This window comes from Bacillus altitudinis 41KF2b (assembly GCF_000691145.1).
Lineage (GTDB): Bacteria > Bacillota > Bacilli > Bacillales > Bacillaceae > Bacillus > Bacillus altitudinis.
The window spans coordinates 35,068-56,349 of the sequence record NZ_ASJC01000005.1; the positions used below are offsets into that span (position 1 = coordinate 35,068).

The 21,282-nt window shown below is 39.9% G+C and carries 25 protein-coding genes; 20 read left to right on the forward strand and 5 right to left on the reverse strand.

The window, feature by feature from the left end; translation table 11 throughout:
* Positions 1-25: 25 nt before the first annotated feature.
* Entirely contained in the window at positions 26-2,029 is a 2,004-nt protein-coding gene (locus tag BA79_RS10310) for an RNA-directed DNA polymerase (RefSeq protein ID WP_019743205.1), read from the forward strand.
* Positions 2,030-2,145: 116 nt separating this feature from the next.
* Here BA79_RS10310 and sigK read toward each other — a convergent pair whose 3' ends face one another.
* Positions 2,146-2,874 (reverse strand): RNA polymerase sporulation sigma factor SigK, encoded by a 729-nt coding sequence (gene sigK / locus BA79_RS10315; protein ID WP_058014952.1) that lies wholly within the window; start codon positions 2,872-2,874, stop codon positions 2,146-2,148.
* A gap of 231 nt (positions 2,875-3,105) precedes the next feature.
* Between sigK and BA79_RS10320 the strand changes: the two genes are divergently transcribed.
* The 4 genes from BA79_RS10320 (at position 3,106) to BA79_RS19605 (ending at position 6,162) form a co-directional block, all read left to right on the forward strand.
* On the forward strand, positions 3,106-4,227 hold the full coding sequence (locus BA79_RS10320; protein WP_007501361.1) for a response regulator aspartate phosphatase: 1,122 nt from the start codon (positions 3,106-3,108) through the stop codon (positions 4,225-4,227).
* Between the two features lie 166 nt (positions 4,228-4,393).
* A complete protein-coding gene (locus tag BA79_RS10325; protein ID WP_035702714.1) occupies positions 4,394-5,134 on the forward strand; it encodes a polysaccharide deacetylase family protein in 741 nt (246 codons plus the stop codon).
* Positions 5,135-5,205: 71 nt separating this feature from the next.
* Positions 5,206-5,934, forward strand: coding sequence for an SGNH/GDSL hydrolase family protein (locus tag BA79_RS10330; protein WP_234823397.1), 729 nt, complete (start codon positions 5,206-5,208; stop codon positions 5,932-5,934).
* Positions 5,935-6,012: 78 nt separating this feature from the next.
* Positions 6,013-6,162 carry a hypothetical protein gene (locus BA79_RS19605; protein WP_003217499.1) on the forward strand — a complete coding sequence of 50 codons (150 nt, stop codon included), beginning with the start codon at positions 6,013-6,015 and terminating at the stop codon, positions 6,160-6,162.
* 136 nt (positions 6,163-6,298) lie between these two features.
* Here BA79_RS19605 and BA79_RS10335 read toward each other — a convergent pair whose 3' ends face one another.
* Positions 6,299-6,439, reverse strand: a complete 141-nt coding sequence (locus BA79_RS10335; protein ID WP_003217327.1) for a sporulation histidine kinase inhibitor Sda — start codon at positions 6,437-6,439, stop codon at positions 6,299-6,301.
* 362 nt (positions 6,440-6,801) lie between these two features.
* Here BA79_RS10335 and BA79_RS10340 point away from each other — a divergent pair, with 362 nt between their 5' ends.
* From BA79_RS10340 to BA79_RS10375, 8 genes are read left to right on the forward strand one after another with little or no spacing between them, the layout of a single operon-like run.
* Entirely contained in the window at positions 6,802-7,323 is a 522-nt protein-coding gene (locus BA79_RS10340) for a YqeG family HAD IIIA-type phosphatase (RefSeq protein WP_008356191.1), read from the forward strand.
* 2 nt (positions 7,324-7,325) lie between these two features.
* Positions 7,326-8,426: a ribosome biogenesis GTPase YqeH gene (gene yqeH, locus BA79_RS10345; protein WP_007501357.1), complete on the forward strand. Its 1,101-nt coding sequence runs from the start codon at positions 7,326-7,328 to the stop codon at positions 8,424-8,426.
* A 21-nt stretch (positions 8,427-8,447) separates the two neighbouring features.
* Entirely contained in the window at positions 8,448-9,290 is an 843-nt protein-coding gene (aroE, locus tag BA79_RS10350; RefSeq protein WP_035702719.1) for a shikimate dehydrogenase, read from the forward strand.
* Complete coding sequence (yhbY, locus tag BA79_RS10355; protein WP_008342507.1) at positions 9,284-9,574, forward strand: ribosome assembly RNA-binding protein YhbY; 291 nt, start codon at positions 9,284-9,286, stop codon at positions 9,572-9,574. The genes aroE and yhbY overlap by 7 nt, the downstream gene beginning before the upstream one ends.
* A 13-nt stretch (positions 9,575-9,587) precedes the next feature.
* A complete protein-coding gene (locus BA79_RS10360; protein WP_017367638.1) occupies positions 9,588-10,157 on the forward strand; it encodes a nicotinate-nucleotide adenylyltransferase in 570 nt (189 codons plus the stop codon).
* Positions 10,147-10,710 carry a bis(5'-nucleosyl)-tetraphosphatase (symmetrical) YqeK gene (gene yqeK, locus BA79_RS10365; RefSeq protein ID WP_035702721.1) on the forward strand — a complete coding sequence of 188 codons (564 nt, stop codon included), beginning with the start codon at positions 10,147-10,149 and terminating at the stop codon, positions 10,708-10,710. The genes BA79_RS10360 and yqeK overlap by 11 nt, the downstream gene beginning before the upstream one ends.
* A 12-nt stretch (positions 10,711-10,722) precedes the next feature.
* Positions 10,723-11,079: a ribosome silencing factor gene (rsfS, locus tag BA79_RS10370; protein WP_008342502.1), complete on the forward strand. Its 357-nt coding sequence runs from the start codon at positions 10,723-10,725 to the stop codon at positions 11,077-11,079.
* Positions 11,076-11,819, forward strand: a complete 744-nt coding sequence (locus BA79_RS10375) for a class I SAM-dependent DNA methyltransferase (protein WP_035702726.1) — start codon at positions 11,076-11,078, stop codon at positions 11,817-11,819. Before rsfS ends, BA79_RS10375 begins: the two co-directional genes overlap by 4 nt.
* A 48-nt stretch (positions 11,820-11,867) precedes the next feature.
* On the opposite strand, the gene comER is transcribed toward BA79_RS10375, so the two are convergent.
* Positions 11,868-12,716, reverse strand: a complete 849-nt coding sequence (gene comER, locus BA79_RS10380) for a late competence protein ComER (protein WP_035702728.1) — start codon at positions 12,714-12,716, stop codon at positions 11,868-11,870.
* A 90-nt stretch (positions 12,717-12,806) separates the two neighbouring features.
* Here comER and BA79_RS10385 point away from each other — a divergent pair, with 90 nt between their 5' ends.
* The 3 genes from BA79_RS10385 to BA79_RS10395 all read left to right on the forward strand — a co-directional run bounded on the left by BA79_RS10385 (position 12,807) and on the right by BA79_RS10395 (position 16,391).
* Positions 12,807-13,436, forward strand: a complete 630-nt coding sequence (locus BA79_RS10385) for a ComEA family DNA-binding protein (RefSeq protein ID WP_035702730.1) — start codon at positions 12,807-12,809, stop codon at positions 13,434-13,436.
* A gap of 65 nt (positions 13,437-13,501) precedes the next feature.
* On the forward strand, positions 13,502-14,071 hold the full coding sequence (locus tag BA79_RS10390) for a ComE operon protein 2 (RefSeq protein WP_008342495.1): 570 nt from the start codon (positions 13,502-13,504) through the stop codon (positions 14,069-14,071).
* Complete coding sequence (locus BA79_RS10395) at positions 14,064-16,391, forward strand: DNA internalization-related competence protein ComEC/Rec2 (RefSeq protein WP_035702731.1); 2,328 nt, start codon at positions 14,064-14,066, stop codon at positions 16,389-16,391. Before BA79_RS10390 ends, BA79_RS10395 begins: the two co-directional genes overlap by 8 nt.
* A 39-nt stretch (positions 16,392-16,430) precedes the next feature.
* Here the strand turns inward: BA79_RS10395 and BA79_RS19040 are convergent, their stop codons facing one another.
* Entirely contained in the window at positions 16,431-16,565 is a 135-nt protein-coding gene (locus BA79_RS19040) for a YqzM family protein (RefSeq protein ID WP_008342491.1), read from the reverse strand.
* A 238-nt stretch (positions 16,566-16,803) separates the two neighbouring features.
* On the opposite strand from BA79_RS19040, the gene holA reads away from it, so the two are divergent.
* The gene (holA, locus tag BA79_RS10405) at positions 16,804-17,823 is read left to right on the forward strand and encodes a DNA polymerase III subunit delta (protein WP_017358025.1); all 1,020 of its coding nucleotides are present in this window, start codon (positions 16,804-16,806) and stop codon (positions 17,821-17,823) included.
* Positions 17,824-17,956: 133 nt separating this feature from the next.
* Here the strand turns inward: holA and rpsT are convergent, their stop codons facing one another.
* A complete protein-coding gene (gene rpsT, locus BA79_RS10410) occupies positions 17,957-18,223 on the reverse strand; it encodes a 30S ribosomal protein S20 (protein ID WP_008342485.1) in 267 nt (88 codons plus the stop codon).
* Positions 18,224-18,421: 198 nt separating this feature from the next.
* Between rpsT and gpr the strand changes: the two genes are divergently transcribed.
* The 3 genes from gpr to BA79_RS10425 all read left to right on the forward strand — a co-directional run bounded on the left by gpr (position 18,422) and on the right by BA79_RS10425 (position 21,158).
* Positions 18,422-19,537 (forward strand): GPR endopeptidase, encoded by a 1,116-nt coding sequence (gene gpr / locus BA79_RS10415; protein ID WP_008342483.1) that lies wholly within the window; start codon positions 18,422-18,424, stop codon positions 19,535-19,537.
* A 66-nt stretch (positions 19,538-19,603) separates the two neighbouring features.
* Positions 19,604-20,812 (forward strand): stage II sporulation protein P, encoded by a 1,209-nt coding sequence (locus BA79_RS10420; RefSeq protein ID WP_017367632.1) that lies wholly within the window; start codon positions 19,604-19,606, stop codon positions 20,810-20,812.
* Positions 20,813-20,825: 13 nt separating this feature from the next.
* Positions 20,826-21,158 carry a YqxA family protein gene (locus tag BA79_RS10425; protein WP_019743214.1) on the forward strand — a complete coding sequence of 111 codons (333 nt, stop codon included), beginning with the start codon at positions 20,826-20,828 and terminating at the stop codon, positions 21,156-21,158.
* Positions 21,159-21,282: the final 124 nt, after the last annotated feature.

Genomic DNA, 21,282 nt, shown 5'->3' on the forward strand with positions numbered 1-21,282 from the left:
ACAAAAAAGGTATGGTGTGTCAATAATGGTTAAATTGACTAAATTTAATAGACAAAAAAATGATTACTTATTAACAGATTTGCTTCCTTATGAGAAAGGTAATCATTATACTCATAGATACTTCTATGATTTTCTTCAAAAAAGAAAAAAATTTTTAAACAAATTAATAAATGATATTAAGAATAATGGACAATACTTTGGACCGAAATGGCATTCAGCTCCTTTGAAATTCCTTATAAATAAAAAGAAGGAAGAGTCTAGAGAAATTTCGTTAATTAATCCATTAGGCTTGATTGAATCTCTGGTATTTATTAGCCTATTTGAGAGCGATTTACTAAATATTATACATAATAAAGAAAGTTTTTCTTTCAGAAAAGCTTTTAGAACGAATAGTTTGGTTTATAAAAAAGAAAATAATCAGACAGTATACTACTCAGATAAAAGTTCTAAACAACAACTTATCATTTCACTGGAATCAAGCGGAACATATTTCAAACAATACCCTTTTAAAACTATTTCGGGATTGTTAAATAGTAATGTTTTTTCATATTGTAGAGATAAATATAGTTTACTATTAATGATAGATATACAGGAATGCTTTCAAAGCATATACACGCACTCTTTTAAATGGTTAATAACAAATAAATCATACGATTCGAAAAAATTAAATGGCTCAAGTTCTTTATACAGTAACATAGATTCTTTTATGCAAAACCTGAACGGGTCAAAAACTAACGGTATTATAGTAGGGCCAGAGATAAGCAGATTACTCTCTGACTTTTTGTTAACCCATATAGATGAGAAAATCATAGAAAGTTTAGCTGAGAAAGGTAAAATACAGAGAACTGATTATTATATTTTTAGATTTGTAGACGATTATTTTATTTTTACAAATGATGAGCCTACACAAAAACTTATAAAAGATATTATTAAAGTAGAATTAAGTAATTTTCAATTAAAAATTAATGAGTTTAAAGTGACTAAGATTAGTAATGAAGATAATGTTAACAATTGGATATCAGAATTAACACCTTTAATTCAAACTATAGATGAGATATTTCCTTCTAAAGATGAAATCCAATTAATAAGTAGTAATCCTCAAATTAATGATATTAGTAGGGGGATTTTAGAAGTTGCAGCAAGCAATAGTTACGGAAATTCTAATGCAATTAACAAAATTAAATATAATGATCTCAAAAATAAAAGTATTTTATTGATCAAATCTACTCGGGAAAAAAAACTGATCAGCTCATATATATTGAGTACAATAGTAAAAAAAGTTGAAAGAATGGGTGATGTATTTTCAATAAAGAAAATGAACTTAAAAGATTTCTTTAATTTTATATTCTATATTTATTCACTAAATGTAAGCTATACTTCAACTCAAAAAATGACAAGAATTCTCTCATTGGTATTAGGGCACAACGATTGGGATGTAATTAATGCAGTCGAGTCGAGTATAGAAAGATTTGAGAATGAAATATTTACTAAGTATCAAGCAGATTGGATTGATTTAACTCTAATTCTCTCTACATTTAATATCCAAATTTCTTATAAATCAATTGAAAAAATAAAAAACAGTCTAATAAATAGTAAAAATCCATTGCATCTATCCGCTCTATGTTTATTACATGAAGCAGGGTATATACAAAGTGAAAATTTCACAAAGAAAATTAATCATATTATTTATGATAATGTAAAAAGAATTAATTGGACTGAATTTTTTCAAGATGATTTAAGTTGGTGGGTATTTATTTTCTTATCCTATCCTAAACTGGATAATCAAATTTTCGAATATATTAGGGGAAAGGTAAATTGCGAAAAATTAAAATTAACTGACGAAAAAAAAATCGGTGATAATTCAGATTTAGCTAAATTGTTAGTAATAGACTTTTTATTAGAAAACGATCAACATTTTATTGAATGGAATTTCACAAGTGAGAGGTATTACGAAAAATTTTATTTTTATACAAAGGACAGAACAGTTTTTAATCCAAACACTAATGATTTAATTCATATTTCAATATAATATGAATATTACTTCAATTAAATACCGAAATTTATATAGAAATTGAATTCCTTTGTTAAAATTCAAATAAGCTTCTAAGGTAATAGAAGCCAGGATTATAGACTGGCTTCTATTTTTTACTTCCCCTTCTCCCGCTTCCGTTTCTCCTTCTCTGCCCGGTAAAACTCATGAAACATCTTCATCAGTGCGCGTTTCTCTATCCGAGACACATAGCTCCGCGATATCCCGAGCTCTTTGGCTATTTCCCGCTGTGTTTTTTCTTTCTTTAAGTCCAAACCGAACCGGCCGACGATCACTTCTTTTTCCCGGCCGTCGAGAATGTCGATATACTCCTTTACTTTTTCAAGCTCCATGTTGAGCTGAATGGTATCAATCACATCTTCATTTTCAGATTTTAAGACATCAATTAATGAAATTTCGTTGCCTTCTTTATCCTGACCAATGGGGTCATGCAAGGAGACGTCTTTTTTCGTTTTTTTGAGCGCGCGTAAGTGCATGAGAATTTCATTTTCAATACACCGCGCAGCATATGTTGCCAGCTTTGTTCCTTTTCCAGAGGAATAGCTTTCGATGGCTTTAATGAGTCCGATCGTCCCGATGGAGATGAGGTCTTCAGCGTCTTCCCCGGTATTTTCAAATTTCTTGACAATATGGGCGACGAGCCGAAGGTTATGTTCAATCAGCATGTTTCTTGCGTGTTCATCGCCCTCTGCCATGAGGGCTAAGTATTTTTTCTCATCATCTCCCGAAAGGGGTTGTGGAAAGGCATTGTTTTTGACATAGGACACTAAAAACACCAATTCTTTGACCATCAATCCCATCGCTGTAAATACTCCTGCCACGATTTTCACCTCCACCATGTTTAGGCCGCTGCCTATATCCTCAAATGTATGTGAAGGAAGGATTGTCTGTGTCTGTACGATGAAAAAATCATCTTATTTGAAAGAAACGTGCTTCTGTGCGTATGTTTTTGCTGCACCTCTCATATGTTTGCGGTTTCTTTGCGGTGCTTGGCGGTCTAAAAGCGTGCTAAAATATGTAATATTAGACCGAAAAGGAAGGGGTTTTTTCGGAACATGGGGAAGGTTCTTTCTTCACATGTCGGTATGAAAATTAATGAATGGTATCGAATGATACGGCAGTTCAGTGTTCCAGATGCGGAAATCTTGAAAGCAGAAGTAGAAGCGGAAATTGAACGTATGGAAGAGGACCAGCATTTACTGATTTATTATCAGCTCATGTGTTTTCGGCACCAAATTATGCTCGACTATATACACCCTTCAAAATATCAACCTTTCTCAGTATCTAACCTTGTCGATAAAATCGAAAATTCCAATCATGAGTTATCTGATATGCTGCATTATTACCATGCATTTTTTCGTGGCATGCATGAGTTTAGTCAAAAAGAATATTTGGAGGCCGTCAAATATTATCGCATGGCAGAAAAACAGCTGTCTATGGTATTTGATGATATTGAGCAGGCCGAGTTTCATTTTAAAGTAGCAGAAGCCTACTATATAATGAAACAAACGCATGTCTCCATGCACCATATTTTAAAAGCGCTTGAAATATACGATCAGCATGATGCGTATTCCATTCGCATTATTCAGTGCCTCTTTGTCATCTCGGGAAATTATCAAGATTTAAAACGTAAAGATCGAGCACTGCCTCACTTGAAAAAGGCGAAACAACTCGCATCCGAAATTGATCACCCGCGCATTTATAGCTCAGCACTCTATAATTTAGGGAAATGTTACGGGGAGTTAGGTTATCGAGAAGAAGCAGAACGATATTTAACCGAATCGGCTGACCTCGCCAAAAAAGAGCTGCTTCCCACGCTGCCTCATACACTTTATACACTGGCCAAGCTGCTTTTTAGACAAAATGAGCAGACTGAAGCAAGGCGTATATTAGAGGATGGGAAATTGGCCGCAAAGAAGCATGAAGACCAGCTGTTCTGTCATATGTTTGAGTATCTGGATGCTTTATATGTTCAGGAAATCAATGAAGAACAACTGCAAAAAACCATTGATTATTTGGAAAAACTTAGCCTATACTCTTATATAGAGGATATCTCACTAGAAATTGCGACAGCCTTAGAAACCTCTCAACAATACCAGAAGTCCAACCAGTATTATCAAAAATTGCTATGGGCTCAAAATCAAATCCAAGAAGGAGAGTGTCTGTATGAATTCTAAGCAACGTTCGACAGTTGAAGAGAGAAACCAAACGTGAGACAAAAAGCGGGCCTGATGGGCCGGCTTTTTTTATGTGAAAAAGAAGCGTAGACGATCACGAAACTTGAATGAATTCATCAGAAAGCGGGCAATTTAATGTGTAATGATGTTCTGTGGAGGCGGTCTGATGAAAGGGTTGCATATCTTGTTATGTATATTGGTAATATGCGCTTTTGTTCCTGATAACATAGAGGCGCGTACATTAAAAAGAATCGACCTAGAAAAAACGGGACGAGCCTTTTGGGACATGAGAGAGGAACGGAAAAAGATTGCGTTAACCTTTGATGATGGGCCTCATCCGGTATACACAAGTCAAATACTAGATGTACTAAGAGAGCATGAAGTGAATGCCAGCTTTTTTGTCATCGGAAGCCGTATTCATGCATATCCCCTCCTCGCAGAGCGGATTGTGAGCGAAGGAAATGAGCTTGGCAATCACACGATGAACCATACGTATTTTGACCTTTTGTCATCGAAAGAAATCAAGCAAGAATTAAAAGAATCAGCGGCTCATATCGCTTCTCTCCAGCCGGGCGGACCCTTATTATTTCGTCCCCCGGGCGGGCGCTTGACGATGAAGTCATTCCGCATTCTTTCTAAGCAAGGATACGATGTCGTGATGTGGTCCTTTACGCAAGATCCGAAGGACTGGTCAAGGCCAGGTGCACACAAAATTGCCAGCCGTATTATTGAGAATATTCAGGGCGGTGATATCATCCTTTTACATGATGGCGGAGGAAATCGTAAGCAGACAGTAGAAGCGCTGAAACAAGTCGTACCTGAACTAAAGAAAAGGGGCTATGAGTTTGTGAAAGTAAGCGAACTACTGCACCATGACAGAGATTATCTGCCGGTTCAATTACAATAAGAAACAGTCATTCATTGAAACCAAAAGTCTTGTCGTTTACTATATGAAGAGGGCTTTTGGAGGTGAATGTTGTGAAGAAATTTGTTTTCCTTTTCATCCTGTTATGTGTTGCGGCTGGGTGCTCAAAACCAGCACAGGAAAGTGTGATTGCATTTGGTGACAGTAACACAAGAGGATCGAACTGGGATTTTCGAGATTATCCCACATCTGAAAAATGGGTGAATCTCATGAAAAACGTCGAGCGCGGCCAAATCAAGGTACACAATGCCGGGATTGGCGGGCAGACAACAGAAGATGCGAAGCTGCGCTTTGAGCAGGATATTTTAAAACCAAAACCAACTTACGTCCTCATCATGTTCGGTACAAATGATGCGGCGATTCTAGACGGGAAACATCCCCGTGTAACCAAAAAACGATTTAAAGAAAACTTATCCTACTTCATTTCTGAAAGTAGGAAAGAGGGAATTACCCCGATCCTCATGACGTGCGTGCCTGTGGTGGAAGGAGGCAAAAAGGGCTTGTATTATTATTCTAGATATAAGTCATCTTATTTTGCTGAGAGAGGCGGGGCGAGAGCTTGGCAAAACTCATACAATGACATCACAAGACAAGTAGCTGAAAAACAGCAGGTGCCGCTTGTCGACAATTGGAAAGCGTTCATCCGAGAAGCGGGTGAAGATAGTGACAACGCCTTGATTCAGTCTGGACTCATTGACCCTTCTGGCAATCATATGACACCAAAAGGGGCAAGAATCATTTATAACGAAATCAAAGAGCGTGATGTCATTAAACATTTTTAAAAGCAGGCCATCTGCCTAAACAAGACGATCCATCTCGCATAGTCTAACAGTATATCTTCCTAGAAGGAGGTAACTGATATGTGGGGATGTCCTTATCCTTACCCTGCGTGTTCGCCTTATCCAGCTCAAGGAGCAGGAATCGGTTACGCTTTTCTTGTTGTGTTCCTTGTCGTCATTTTGGTCGTAGGTGGAGGGTTATGGTTTTGGAATGAACAGCCTTGCAAATAAGACACCTCTTCTTTGATCAGAAGGGGTGTTTTTTACGGAAAATAGTAGTAAGCCTATAGCGCAAGTGATATAATATCAGTCACCTGAGTTTAAAAAAGGAGAGTGCTCGGGAGGCATGGTTCCTGGATATATGGAATTAAGAGGAAACAGAGAGCATATGCCCGAGCGAACGTCTTTTCATTTCTGTCTCAATTAATTCAATGAAGTCGCGATTTAAGTTCATTTCATTTGCTTTATAATACGATTCTATAAGTAAATCATCTGACAGCTTTTTCATACTAGAAACCCATATGATGGGAAAAACACCTCCCCTGAAAAAGTTGGCATAAAACTTGAGGAAAAGACATATCATCATAGGTTGATCGAATGTCTTTGAAGTACCTTTAATCTACCATGAATGGGAAACAAGAACAATCGTTCTGTTATCCACATGGTTAAGTGGATAACTTGTGGGTAGAGTGTTTATAATTGAATGAAAGCGTGATGAAATATAGGTGGATAATGTGTGTAAAATTATCCACACCTGTTGAAGGTCCTCATCATATGTCGAAAACTTTTTCATTGTATTCGATAGACAGACAAATTGTGATTTGATTCGACACAATCGCTGAAAAACCAATGGAAGAAAGGGTGCAAATTGTGCTAAAGAAGTATTTCTTACCGGATGAATTTGTGAAAAGTATTTTCCACATTTCGCCGCAAAAACTAAAAGAACGAAATGTAAAAGGAATTATTACGGATTTAGATAACACACTAGTAGAATGGGATCGTCCAAGTGCGACCCCACGTTTAATTGAATGGTTTCAAGAGATGAAAGATCACGGGATACAGGTGACGATTGTATCGAACAATAATGAAAAAAGGGTCAAGCTTTTTTCTGAGCCGGTTCATATCCCGTTTATTTATAAAGCGAGAAAACCGATGGGAAGAGCCTTTAATAAGGCCGTCGCTGATATGCAATTGAAGAAAGAAGATGTGGTTGTCATTGGCGATCAGCTTATGACAGATGTGCTTGGCGGAAACAGGCATGGCTTCCATACCATTTTGGTTGTACCTGTTGCGGCATCGGACGGATTTTTCACGAAGTTTAACAGGCAGATTGAACGCAGAATTTTAGGAGCCTTAAAGCGTAAGGGCCACATTCAGTGGGAGGAAGAGTAATAATGGAAAAGGTTGTTTGTATTGGCTGCGGTGTAGCCATTCAGACGGAAGATAAAGATCAATTAGGATATGCGCCGGCAGCATCTCTATTGAAAGAAGATGTGATCTGTCAGCGCTGTTTTAGGTTAAAGAACTACAATGAAATTCAGGATGTGTCTTTAACAGAAGACGACTTTTTAAATATTTTACACAGCATTGGCGAGACTGATTCTCTGATCGTCAAGGTCGTTGATATTTTTGACTTTAACGGAAGCTGGATTAATGGACTGAGCCGTATTGTTGGTGGTAATCCCATTTTACTTGTCGGCAACAAGGTAGATATTTTACCAAAATCCGTGAAAAAAGACCGTCTTGTTCAATGGATGAAGCGAGAAGCAAAAGAAAATGGGCTCAATCCGATCGATGTGTTTTTAATCAGTGCGAGCAGAGGACAAGGTGTGCCTGAGGTCATGGAGGCAATTGATCATTACCGTGAGGGCAGAAATGTCTATGTTGTCGGCTGTACAAATGTTGGGAAATCAACATTTATTAATCGAATTATCAAAGAGGTGTCTGGAGAAGAGAATGTGATCACCACATCCCAATACCCAGGGACAACACTTGATGCGATTGAAATCCCGCTTGATGACGGGTCTGCTTTATTCGATACACCGGGTATCATCAACCGCCATCAAATGGCGCACTATGTCGGCAAAAATGACTTAAAGATTTTAACGCCGAAAAAAGAATTGAAACCGAGAACGTTCCAGTTAAATGAAGCTCAAACGCTTTACTTTGGCGGACTGGCTCGATTTGATTATGTAAAAGGCGGCAGAACATCCTTTGTCTGCTATATGCCAAATGAACTCAACATTCATAGGACGAAGATGGAGAATGCAGATGACTTATATGAAAAGCATGCAGGTGAACTGCTTTCACCGCCATCAAAAGAGGGAATGGAAGATTTCCCGCCGCTCGTTCCGCACACTTTCACCATCGATCAGCCAAAAATGGACATTGTCTTTTCAGGATTAGGCTGGGTGACTGCAAATGATGCTGGAAAACAAATCAAAGTGTATGCGCCAAAAGGCGTGCACGTGTTTATGAGACGTTCGTTAATTTAAATGTTCAGAGGGGGAGAGACCTTGAAACCTTTATACGGAGTAATCGGTAACCCTGTTGGCCATTCAATGTCTCCGGATATTCATAATGCAGCATTAAAGGATGCTGGAATTGATGGACATTATCATGGCTTTCAAGTAGAAAATGATGACCTGAAAGATGCCATTAACGGTATGAAAGCCTTAGGAATCAGCGGCTTTAACGTCACTGTTCCGCACAAGGTAGACATCATGCAGTACCTTGACAAAATTGATGTGACAGCTGAACGTCTGCGTGCCGTCAATACGGTTCGCCTCGAAAATGGTCAACTCGTTGGGTACAATACAGATGGAGAGGGTTTTCTTCATTCGTTGCTTGAAGCCTTGGATCGGCCGTTATCAGAGCTGTCATTTCTCATGATTGGTGCTGGCGGAGCGGCAAGAGCGATTTATATGACAATTGCTGAGTATGCACCGAAAAGCTTTGACATTACGAATCGTACCATTGAAAAAGCTGAGGCTTTAATTGAAAGTGCCGGTGGGAAAATCACATCTCGTGCCATTGCATTAAATACAGCAGAAGAGCGGCTTGGGGAATATGATGTCATCATCCATACGACCTCGATTGGTATGTATCCGAATGTTGAAGAAACCCCCATTTCTTTAGCGAACGCAAAAAAAACAGCGGTCGTTTGTGATATTGTGTATAATCCAATAGAAACAAAGCTGCTAAGCGAAGCAGCCGGGTTAGGTTTGAAAACGGTCGATGGCGTCGGCATGTTTGTTGGTCAGGCGGTAAGAGCCTTTGAACTGTGGACGGGCATTACACCTGACGCCCGAAAAATGAAGTCAATTGTCATAGAGAAATTAGGAGGAACACCATGTTAAAAGGTAAGCAAAAACGTTTTTTACGTGCGCAAGCACATCATTTATCACCTATTTTTCAAGTTGGAAAAGGCGGGGTAAATGACAATATGGTCAAGCAAATTTCCGAGGCGCTTGAAGCAAGAGAACTTTTGAAAGTCAGCGTATTGCAAAACTGCGACGAGGACAAAACAGAGGTTGCAAAAGCACTTGTAAAAGGTGCAAAAGCTGAACTCGTTCAAACGATCGGAAATGTGATTGTCCTTTATAAGGAATCAAAGGAAAATAAACAAATTAAGCTGCCGTAAAGGTGGATATGATATGAAAAAAATAGGATTGTTCGGCGGTACGTTTGATCCCCCGCATAATGGGCATTTGCTGATGGCAAGTGAGGTGCGTTTCCAAGTAGGGCTTGATGAAATTTGGTTTATCCCAAATCACAAGCCCCCTCATAAAACGGGCCGAAAACGAGCAGAGAGTCATCACCGCATAAAAATGGTGGAAAAAGCGATTCAGTCAAATCCTCATTTTCGAGTTGAGCTTATTGAAATGGAGCGGGAGGGCCCATCTTATACAGTAGATACGGTTGAGCTGTTGAAGAAGCGCCATCCTGAAGATGAGTTCTTTTTTATGATTGGAGCGGACATGGTCGAGTATTTGCCGAAATGGCACAGAATCGATGATTTGCTTCAGATGATCACCTTTATTGGGATGAAAAGACCAGGTTATGAAGGAAGTACGGCGTATCCTCTTTTGTTTGCAGATGTTCCGGCTTTTGATGTATCATCGACATTGATTAGGCAGCGAATGAAGCAGGGGAAACCTGTTGATTATTTGATTCCGAAAGCTGTTGAGTGTTATATAAAGGAGCATCATTTATATGAATCGTGAAGAAGCGTTAAACTGTGTCAAACAGCAGTTAACAGAGCATAGATATACACATACAATTGGGGTCATGGAGACGGCCATTTCATTAGCTGAACGTTTTGGTGCAGATGTGAAAAAAGCAGAGGTTGCGGCTATTTTCCACGATTATGCCAAATTTAGACCGAAAGAAGAAATGAAGGGCATCATCCAGCAAGAACAGATGAACCCTCTATTGCTTAAATATTCACCTGAGCTTTGGCATGCCCCAGTTGGTGCCTATTTGGTCAAAAAAGAAGTTGGAATTGACGACCGAGATATTTTAACAGCCATTGAATTCCATACATCCGGCAGACCGAACATGACATTGCTTGAAAAAGTTATTTATGTCGCCGACTATATAGAGCCAGGACGCCATTTTCCTGGTGTAGAGGAAGTAAGAGAGTTAGCAGAGCAGGATTTGGATCTTGCCTTGATTCAATCTTTAAAAAACACCGTCAGCTTTTTAATGAAAAAGAATCAGCCAGTTTTCCCAGATACACTTGCTACTTATAACTCACTTGTGCAAAAGAACAACTAAGGAGGAATTTTGATGGATGCATCATCAATTTTAAACATCGCAGCTGGAGCGTGCGATGATAAACGGGCAGAGGATATTATTGCCCTGAATATGCAAGGGATCTCACTTGTTGCAGATTATTTTCTCATTTGTCACGGGAATTCTGACAAACAAGTACAGGCCATTGCAAGAGAAGTGAAACACCTTGCAGAAGAAGGCGGCATCGAAGTTAAAAAGATGGAGGGCTTTGACGAAGCAAGATGGGTCTTGATTGATCTAGGAGATGTCATTGCTCATGTGTTCCACAAAGAGGAAAGAGGATACTATAACTTAGAGAAGCTTTGGGGAGATGCGCCGAGAGAAACGCTTTCGCTTGGCATTAACTCATGATTTATCAAGGGTTTGCAGGTGTGTATGATGAGCTCATGACACATGCCCCTTATGATGAATGGGTTCAGTGGATACAGCGGTATATCAAGCCAAATAGTGCGATTATCGATGTAGGTTGTGGAACTGGAGAGATCTCTCTTCGGTTAGCTGCAAAAGGCCACATGGTCACAGGAATTGACCTAAGTGAAGAGATGCTGGCATTTGCGCAGCAAAAAGCACAGGCTCATAAGCAGTCTATTCAATTTTTACATCAAGATATGAGAGAGCTCGAGGGGTTTGAACAAACTTTTCAAGCAGCGGTTATTTGCTGTGATTCTTTGAATTATCTAAAAAACGAAAATGACGTCAAAAAAACCTTTAAAAACATGTTTCAGCTTTTAGAGGCAGGTGGGGTTTTATTGTTTGATGTTCATACCCCTTATAAAATGGAAGAGGTATTTCCTGGCTCTACTTATGCCGATCAAGATGAAGAGATCAGCTATATTTGGCAGAGTGATCAAGGAGATCATCCATATTCGGTCATTCATGATTTAAGCTTTTTTGTAAAAGACGGAGACGTGTATGAGCGTTATGATGAAACGCACGAACAGCGTACATTTCCTTTTGAGACATATGCAGCGTTCCTTGAGTCCGCTGGCTTTGAACAGATTGAAGTGACCGCTGATTTTACAAATGAAGCACCTCAAGAATGTGCAGAAAGATATTTTATTTCAGCGAAGAAACCAAAAACCATCGTTTAATGGAACGATGGTTTTTTAAAACCCTTTTTTCGCTTGTTGCGAACATGTTTAATTTCTGAGATCATCAGTAAACACACTCGGCGGGTATTGATGCGCAACCGCTTCTACATCCTCATCGAACTTGTCATGAGTGTTCTGGAAAAGCTGATGGAACATATCTTGAACACCTGCTTCAAGTGCTTTAATACCCTCGCCGGTGACGCCGCCTTTTACACACACCTTCTCTTGCAGTGTAGGCAGGGTATACACCCTTTTTTCAATCAAACGGCCAAGTCCTACAAGCATATCTTCTGATAAGGTGGTGGCTTCTTCTTTTGAAATATCCGTTTCTTCAACAGCGGCTTCAATCATTTTCTGAACAAGAAAGCTAATAAAGGCAGGACCGCAGCTGACAATATCTGAGGCTGCCCGTGTGATTGAATGATGAATTTCGATTGGTGTTGAAATGCGGCAAGCGAGTTGTCTGAGCGCTGCTTTTGTCGTGACATTGCATGATGAACCAAATGTTAAAAGAGAGGCGCCTGATAACGCGCGGTTGGTGATGCTTGGGATCAGTCTGGCTGTTTGACAAGGAACAATGTCTTGAAGCTGTTCAGGATGAACCGGACTTGTAATGATGACAATGGTTTGCTGTTCTTTTAAAAGTGGGCTCAGTTCTTTTAAAAGCGGATAAATATCAAGTGGTTTGACACAAACAAAGATGAAATCTTTATCTGTTACAGCTCCTGAAAGCTGTTTCGTCACTTCGACCTCTGGGTGATTCTTTTTTATATTGAACGCTTTTTCGATGGTCCGATTTGTAATGGTGATGGATGAGGGATTGACTGCTTTTGATTCAATAAATGCCTCAGTAACTATGGTACCCATGTTTCCTGTACCGATTAACCCTATATTCAAACGTTCTCCCTCCTTAGACGCATAGGATCTGTTATCTTCTAAACAGTATGTGAAGCAGCGTGAAAATATGATTGAAAGAAGCGTGAACAAGTGAAGCAGCTCATTTCGTTGAAAAAATACAGTCTCTATCTGATAGCGGGAATCATCATCCTCCTCATCATCTGTTTCTGCTTTTTAGTAGGAAAAGAGAAAGGCGGCGCCGAGCCAAGTGTATTGAAAGAACAACATGAAACGCGGGTCACATTAGAAGAAAAACAAGAGAGTGCAGAAAAAGAGCCAACATCCATCGTAGTAGAGGTCAAAGGAGCTGTACGGAAGCCGGGCGTTTATGCATTGATGGCTGAGGACAGAGTTGAAGAAGCCATTAAAAGAGCAGGTGGTTTTACGAACAAGGCAGATACAGTTGACATCAATCAAGCAGCAAAATTAGAGGACAGTATGATGATTTATGTACGAAAGAAGGGGGAAGGTGACAAGCAGGGACAAACAGCAGCGGCTGATACGCCGCCGGGAAATGAACAGAGTCAAGGGGTGAATGTCAATCAAGCTGATGCAGCGGAATTGCAGACCATTAACGGAATAGGCCCAGCCAAAGCGGAAGCCATCATTGCGTATAGAGAAGAACATGGAGAATTTCAGCAAATTGAAGATTTACGGAATATTTCGGGTTTTGGAGAGAAGACCATTGAACGGCTTAAAAATCAACTGACGGTTAAGTAGAATTGACGGTATAGAAGAAAGGCATGTACACTTAATACCAACCATCATTCTGGAGGGATCAGCTCGTGGAGAGAATTTCATGGAATCAATATTTTATGGCTCAAAGCCATTTGCTTGCCTTGCGAAGCACCTGTGAGCGGCTAGCTGTTGGGGCAACGATCGTAAGAGACAAGCGCATCATCGCAGGTGGATATAATGGATCCATTGCCGGTGACGTGCATTGTGCAGATGTAGGATGCTATGTGATAGATCATCACTGCGTTCGTACAATCCATGCGGAGATGAACGCTATTTTACAATGTGCCAAATTTGGTGCACCAACGGCTGATGCTGAAATATATGTGACGCATTTTCCTTGCTTGCAGTGCTGTAAAGCGATTATTCAAGCAGGTATTCGAACAGTGTATTATGCGAAGGATTATAAAAATCATCCATATGCTGTTGATTTATTCGAACAAGCCGGAGTTCAAACAGAACAGGTTGAACTAGATGAGATGATTATTGACTTAAAAAACCAAGAAAAATTAGCCTTTGTTGCGGATTTAATAGGCAAACTAAGTGAATCAGGACGTAGCGAAACAGAAATTCGTCAAATGCATGAAAAGGCGAATCAATTATTTACTTCCTATGTTTAAGTATTTGCCGTTCGGGGCGATTTCAGCAGCTGCTGGAATTGCTCTGGCCGCATATCATCTTCATTTGTATTTTCTCCTTTTTCTTCTTGTATGTCTTCTTTTCAGTCTGCTGAAAAAAACACCCCAGCTCTTTTTAATGGTCAGTTTGTGTGGAACGATCTATATGCTCATTTTTATGGTGCATCAGTTTTTTGAAACGGATCATCCCATACAAGAAAAAGTATTTTCTCATTCGGTTGTGATTGAAACGATTCCGAAAATAGATGGCAATCGCTTTTCAGCGACTGTTTCATCAGAGAATGGTCGACTAGCGGCATTTTATACGATTCAAACGGAGCGTGAAAAAGAAGCGTTAAAAGATGTTGAGCCAGGTATGAGCTGTCATATGACAGGTGAGGTTCGGTTACCTAAACATGCTACCATACCGAATGGCTTTCAATATGATCAATTTCTAAAAACAAAAGGCATTGATGCTATTTTCTTAACGCAGTCTATGAAAAGCTGCACGAAACATGACAGCCCTTCACATGACCTTTCATCTATTAGGCAGAAGGGGTTGAAATTTCTAGAAGATCACGTTCCGAAGAATTCTGTTGGGATTGTGCAGGCACTTATTTTTGGCGATCGTGATTTAATAGACCCTGATACATTAAGAGATTATCAAATGCTTGGCATCATTCATTTATTAGCCATTTCAGGACTTCATGTTCAAACATTGCTCGCTTGTCTATTTTGGTGTCTACTCCGTGCTGGCGTGACAAGAGAGACAGCGCGTATTCTTTTATTATCCTTTTTGCCGGTTTATGCTTGTTTAACAGGTGCTGCACCGTCTGTGTTAAGAGCCTGTCTCATGGCTGGAATTTATTTAGTCATCACAAGTCTGCCAAAAGAAATGAAACAGCCTTCTGCGGTCGTGTTAAGTGCAGCGTTCTTGCTTTTATTAGCCATTCAACCACTTTATATATTTGATGTCGGTTTTCAACTGTCATTTGTGGTGACCTTATTTATTTTGCTATCCACTAGTATTTTATCAAAAGCAAAAAGTTCGGTGATGCAGTTATTCCTCATTTCCTTGATTGCACAGCTTGCTTCGCTTCCTGTTCTTTTATATTATTTTCAACAATTTTCCTTGCTGAGTGTTCCTTTAAATATGATGTTTGTTCCTTTTTATACAATGGTTGTCATGCCTCTGTCCTTATTCTTTTTTCTTTTATCTATCATTTATCTTCCGCTTGGACAAACACTGTTTCAGCTGCTTGATTGGGTGATCCAGTTTAGTCATCAATTGTCTGCACACATGGCTGCTTACGATAGTCTTACTCTCATTTTTATGAAATCGACATGGTGGCATGTGCTCCTAGAGGTTTCCTCCATTGTTTTTCTATTCATTGTGATGGAATGTAAAACTTCTATCAAATCTTATCTTGTGCCGATTTTGATTCTCGTTTGTGTGCTGTCTGTACACTATTTCACGCCGAATTTTCTTCAAAAAGGAGAGGTCACGATGTTAGATGTAGGACAAGGGGATAGTTTGTTTATTCAGCTACCTTATCGAACCGGGCATATATTAGTCGATACAGGAGGCAGACTTTCTTTTGAAGAAGAGCCATGGAAAAAAAGACGTAAAGTATCTACAATTGGGGATCAAACGCTTATTCCATTTCTGCATTCTAAAGGCATAGCAAAACTTGATGTCCTCATCCTTACCCATGCAGATCAAGATCATATGGGAGAAGCGATGCGGTTAATAAAGCGAAATAAAGTCAAACGCCTTGCAATCCCAAAAGGCTTTGCTCGAAATCCAGAGGATGCGCAGCTTTTAAAGGAAGCGGCTGATCAAAGGATTCCTATAGATGAGTTAGAAAGAGGGGATCAGCTGAGAATTGGAGGACAAAAATTTGACGTTCTGCATCCCGCAAGTGACCAGGTGACGAGTAAAAATAATGATTCACTGGTCCTCACCTTTACGCTTGGCGGAAAGCGTTTTATGCTGACTGGGGATCTTGAACAAGAAGGGGAACGAGACATCATTCAAGCTTACCCTGAGCTACGAGCGGATGTCTTGAAGGTTGGGCATCACGGGAGTAAAGGATCAACAAGTGAAGAATGGCTTCAGCATTTGAACCCGTCATATGCACTGATTTCAGTAGGTGAACGAAATCGATATCACCATCCTCATCAAGAAGTTTTGAAAAAATTAAATGATCATCAAACAAAGGTGTATCGTACAGATATTGATGGAAGTGTGACCTATGAATTTCTTGAAGAGGATGGAACATTTTACGCTCATCCTCCATATGATATCTTACAAAATCAATAAAAAAACTGCCAAAACGGCAGTCATCTTGCATTCATGTAGTTAAGATCCAACGAGGTGTATCACTGTTGCCAAAATAAACATTGAGGCGAAAAATCCGAATGTGACGATAAAACCAACAGCTGAGTCGGTCACATCATTCCGCTTGCTTTGAACATTCTTTTCAAATTCATTCATTTTCATCCCTCCTGGCTATTTTTAGTATACTTGAACTCATTTGGAATTGCTAGAAGGTAAAGTAACCGTTTTCCATTTTCATGATCATTTTGTGAATATCGTCTGACTGTAAGCTGACCCGGGAGCTTACGTGAGACGTTTACTATAAATGAGGAGGCGGCACTTTCAGCTTCCTCTTTACTAATGTCTCTACACACTTTAGGATAGAGGAGGAAGTGAAAGAGAGGGATTTAAGCGAATGGTCTTTGAAGTATGGAACAATTTAAAAAAAGGGGATATCCATCCCGTTTATTGCTTATATGGAAAAGAAACGTATTTACTTCAAGAGACAGCTGCAAAATTGAGACAAGCTGTCGTCGACGAAGAAACAAAGGATTTTAATTACTCTGTCTTCGATATGGAAGAGGTGCCGCTTGAGCAGGCTGTGACGGACGCAGAAACATTTCCGTTTATGGGAGAGCGGCGTCTCGTTGTGATCAAGAACCCTTATTTCCTCACTGCAGAAAAGAAAAAAGAAAAGATCGAGCATCAGCTTTCTGTGTTAGAAGCTTATTTAGAAAAGCCAGCACCCTACACGATTCTCGTGTTATTGGCCCCATATGAAAAACTGGACGAACGTAAGAAAATCACCAAGTTGTTAAAAAAGAAAGCGGCTGTAGTTGAGGCGAAAGAGTTAAATCCGAAAGAAACAACAGATTTCACCATCACGCTGGTGAAAACAGAAGGAAAAACAATCTCGGCTGAAGCGGCAGAACAGCTTGTCATGTTATGTGGCGGGAGCCTGTCCTCACTTTTTCAAGAGGTTCGAAAGCTAAGTACATATATTGGGCAGCGAGAGGAAATTGAGCTGGCGGATGTCAATCAGCTCGTTGCACGAAGTTTGGAGCAGAATATTTTCGAACTGATTAACCAAATCGTGAACAGGCGCCGGTCTGAAGCGATGCAAATGTTTTATGATCTCCTAAAGCAAAATGAGGAACCCATTAAAATATTGGCACTCATTTCAAATCAATTTCGGTTGATATTGCAGACAAAGTACTTTGCTCAACAGGGATACGGGCAAAAACAAATTGCGTCAAACCTGAAAGTTCACCCATTCCGGGTCAAACTCGCGATGGATCAAGCAAGACTGTTTTCAGAAGAAGAGCTAAAGTACATCGTCAAAGAGCTCTCCACGATTGATTATGAAATGAAAACGGGTAAAAAGGACAAGCAGCTATTATTAGAATTGTTCCTGCTTCGGTTATTAGGGGCTTGAACATAAAAAAACGACCTTCTCAAAAGAGGGTCGTTTTTGTTTAGATGTATAATTGCCAGTCTGTCCTTAGGCTCGGCCGTTCAGGACGGACGTACAGTTAAACAGGTGCCTCATCACTGAGGCGTTGCAATCATTATGCAGAAAGTCCGTTTACTTGTTTCGCAAGTCTTGATTTGTAACGCGCAGCTGCGTTTTTGTGTACAAGACCAGTTTTAACGGCTTTGTCAATGCGTTTTGCAGCAGAAGAAAGAGCAGCTTTTGCTTGCTCAGCATCGTTGTTAGCTACAGAAACTTCAACTTGTTTAATCGCAGTACGCATCGCAGACTTGATTGTTGCGTTGTGTGCACGGCGTTCGTTATTCGTTTTTGTACGTTTGATCGCTGATTTAATATTTGGCATGTGTTTCACCTCCTAAGATACAACCTAAACACAATTGTCTTAAGGTTAAATCTTCACAATAGAACAAATTGTATTCTATCAAACACACCTTTAGAATGCAATATAAATGTAAAGTATTTTTCATTGATGAAGCGCTCGAATGTTTCTTGAAAGAGATGGAAAGACTACTGTTAATTACTTGATGGAAGGAGCCTTTTCATGAAGAAACAGAAACTCGATTTAAGCGCTTATCAAATCCGGACCGATTTGGCCGTTGAAACAAAAGAGATACTAGAACAAGAGAACGATCCGAATGTGGTCAAAAAGGACGGTATTCAAGGAATTGTTGAGAAGGAGAAGGAAGAGCACGGCATCCGCATCCGCACTGTGGAGATTACGACAGAAGGAGAAGAGCTGACTGGAAAAAAGGCAGGGACATACTTGACGCTTGAGGCGCAAGGAATTCGGGAGAAAGACTCTGAGATGCAAGAAAAAGTGGTTGAAGTTTTTGCCCATCATTTTGCTCAGTTTTTAAAAGATCACGGCATTCAGGCAGATGCGAGCTGTCTTGTCGTAGGACTCGGAAACTGGAATGTCACGCCGGATGCTTTAGGGCCGCTCACAGTTGAAAATTTGCTGGTGACACGCCATTTATTTGAATTACAGCCTGAGAATGTGCAGGAAGGCTATCGCCCAGTGTCTTCATTATCGCCTGGAGTCATGGGACTGACTGGTATAGAAACAAGTGACATTATACAAGGTGTCATTGAACGATCTAAACCAGATTTTGTGATCGCCATCGATGCACTAGCTGCACGTGCAGTAGAACGGGTGAATACGACAATTCAAATTTCTGATACAGGTATACATCCAGGATCGGGTGTCGGAAATAAACGAAAAGAATTAAGCAAAGAGACTTTGGGGATTCCAGTCATTGCCATTGGTGTACCGACAGTGGTCGATGCAGTGACGATCGCAAGTGACACGATTGATTACGTGTTAAAGCATTTTGGTAGAGAACTGAAAGATGATAGACCTTCCCGATCTTTAGTACCAGCAGGTCTGACATTTGGGAAGAAAAAAGTGCTGAATGAAGAAGATTTGCCAGATGATGAAACGCGTCAATCCTTTTTAGGAATCGTCGGAACGCTTCCTGAAGAAGAAAAAAGACAGTTGATCCATGAGGTGCTTGCACCGCTTGGACAAAATCTAATGGTCACACCGAAGGAAGTGGATACATTCATTGATGACATGGCGAACGTCCTCGCCAATGGGTTAAATACAGCACTTCATCAAAAAATCTCTCAAGACAACATGGGTTCCTATAATCATTAATCAGTTCTACTTTCTCTAGCTCGCTCATAGTGTAATTACTAGAAAGCGTGCTGGAGGGAGTAAATCATGAAAAAAAGACCTCGCCGTCCTCGACAGTTGGTCGTTGCGATTAATGGAACAAAAGTAGTGAAGAGTATTTTTTTGTTTATTGTCTCTCTGGTGGTTGTGTTTGTCATGTCAGGGGCTTTGACGTCTTTAAAACCTGAGCTTAGGCCTCAAGCGTCATTATATGGTGTGGCAGATGAGCTGTCAGGGGCATTCTTTGCAACTCTAATGGGGATGGAAAATCAATATTTTGCCTCAGCAGTCCCTGAAGATCAAAAAGGATTTCATTTCTCCGGGCTGTCACTCAAACTTGCCACAAGTATCAATTTAGAAGACCCCCGCAGTTTTCTAGGAAGAGAGCTGCCAGGCTTTGAACACTTTGATACAAAAATCATCCTAGCAGGTGAAGGTACAGACTATACGAATATGCCAATGGAATCGCCGCCTCCAAGTGAAGTCATCAAAGATGAAAAAGAAGCAAATCTAGCTGAGCTGGACAAGCTTGATGAAGATGAACCGAAAACGCCTGCAAAAGAGCCGGACCAGTCGACAGGAAAACGAAAAGCTGTGTACATTTATCACACACATAATACGGAATCATATTTACCATTTTTAAAAGGAGAAACAAACCCAAACAATGCGCGCCACTCAAAAGTGAACGTCACCCTTGTCGGGGAGATGTTTGGTAAAGCGCTCGATCAGCAAGGAATCGGCAATACAGTGGATAAAACAGAAATTGAAAAAAGACTGCTGAAAAAAGGGTTGAAGTATCCTCAATCATATAATGAATCCAGATTGGTTGTAAAAGAAGCTCTCGCTAAAAATGATGACCTAGATTACTTAATCGATATTCACCGGGATTCAAGAAGAAAGAAAGATACGACAGTAGAAATCAAAGGCAAGAAATATGCGAGAATCGCGTTTGTTGTAGGGAAGAAGAATCAAAGCTATGAGAAAAACTTAAAGCTGGCGACAGAGTTCCACCATTTGATGGAGAAAAAATATAGAGGACTTAGTGTCGGTGTGTTTGCCAAAGGAGAAATTGGAGATAATGGAATCTATAATCAAGATTTATCTGACAAAGCCCTCCTATTAGAATTTGGCGGTGTGGATAATAATATGGAAGAACTGAAAAACGCATCCAATGCAGCAGCTGATGTGTTCAGTGAAATTTTCTGGGACGCAGAAAAGGTAGACGGCAAAGCAAAGGATGAGAAAAAAAGATCTTAAGGTGGTGGAGGACATGGGCTCATTTATCGGAAAAACCATTATTTTATCGCTCGTATTGCTATTCGGTGTCTTTTTAGGAATGCAACAAGCCAATAATGGCATGCTGCAAATGAAAGGGTATCATGATCCGCAATTAAAAGGGGCCTTCACTGTCCAAATGAATGATGATCAAGAAAAAGAAGCTTCTATCCTCGGAACAGCTGTCACACAAAAAGACTTAGCAGAAAAGCAAAAGCAGCTAGAAGAAATGGAGAGCTTTAATGCCTTCTCTAAGGCCGGAAAAGCATTATCAGATGGTATGACGCATGCAGCCCGTACACTTTATGATTGGGTGAATGGTAAATAAACTGTTGTAAGCATCATGTTGGATGTTATTTCATAAGATATCACACCTTTTCGCAAAAGCCGCTAACCGATGAGCGGCTTTTCTTGATTTCGATTGAATCTTTACAGCCCTATTGATATAATCT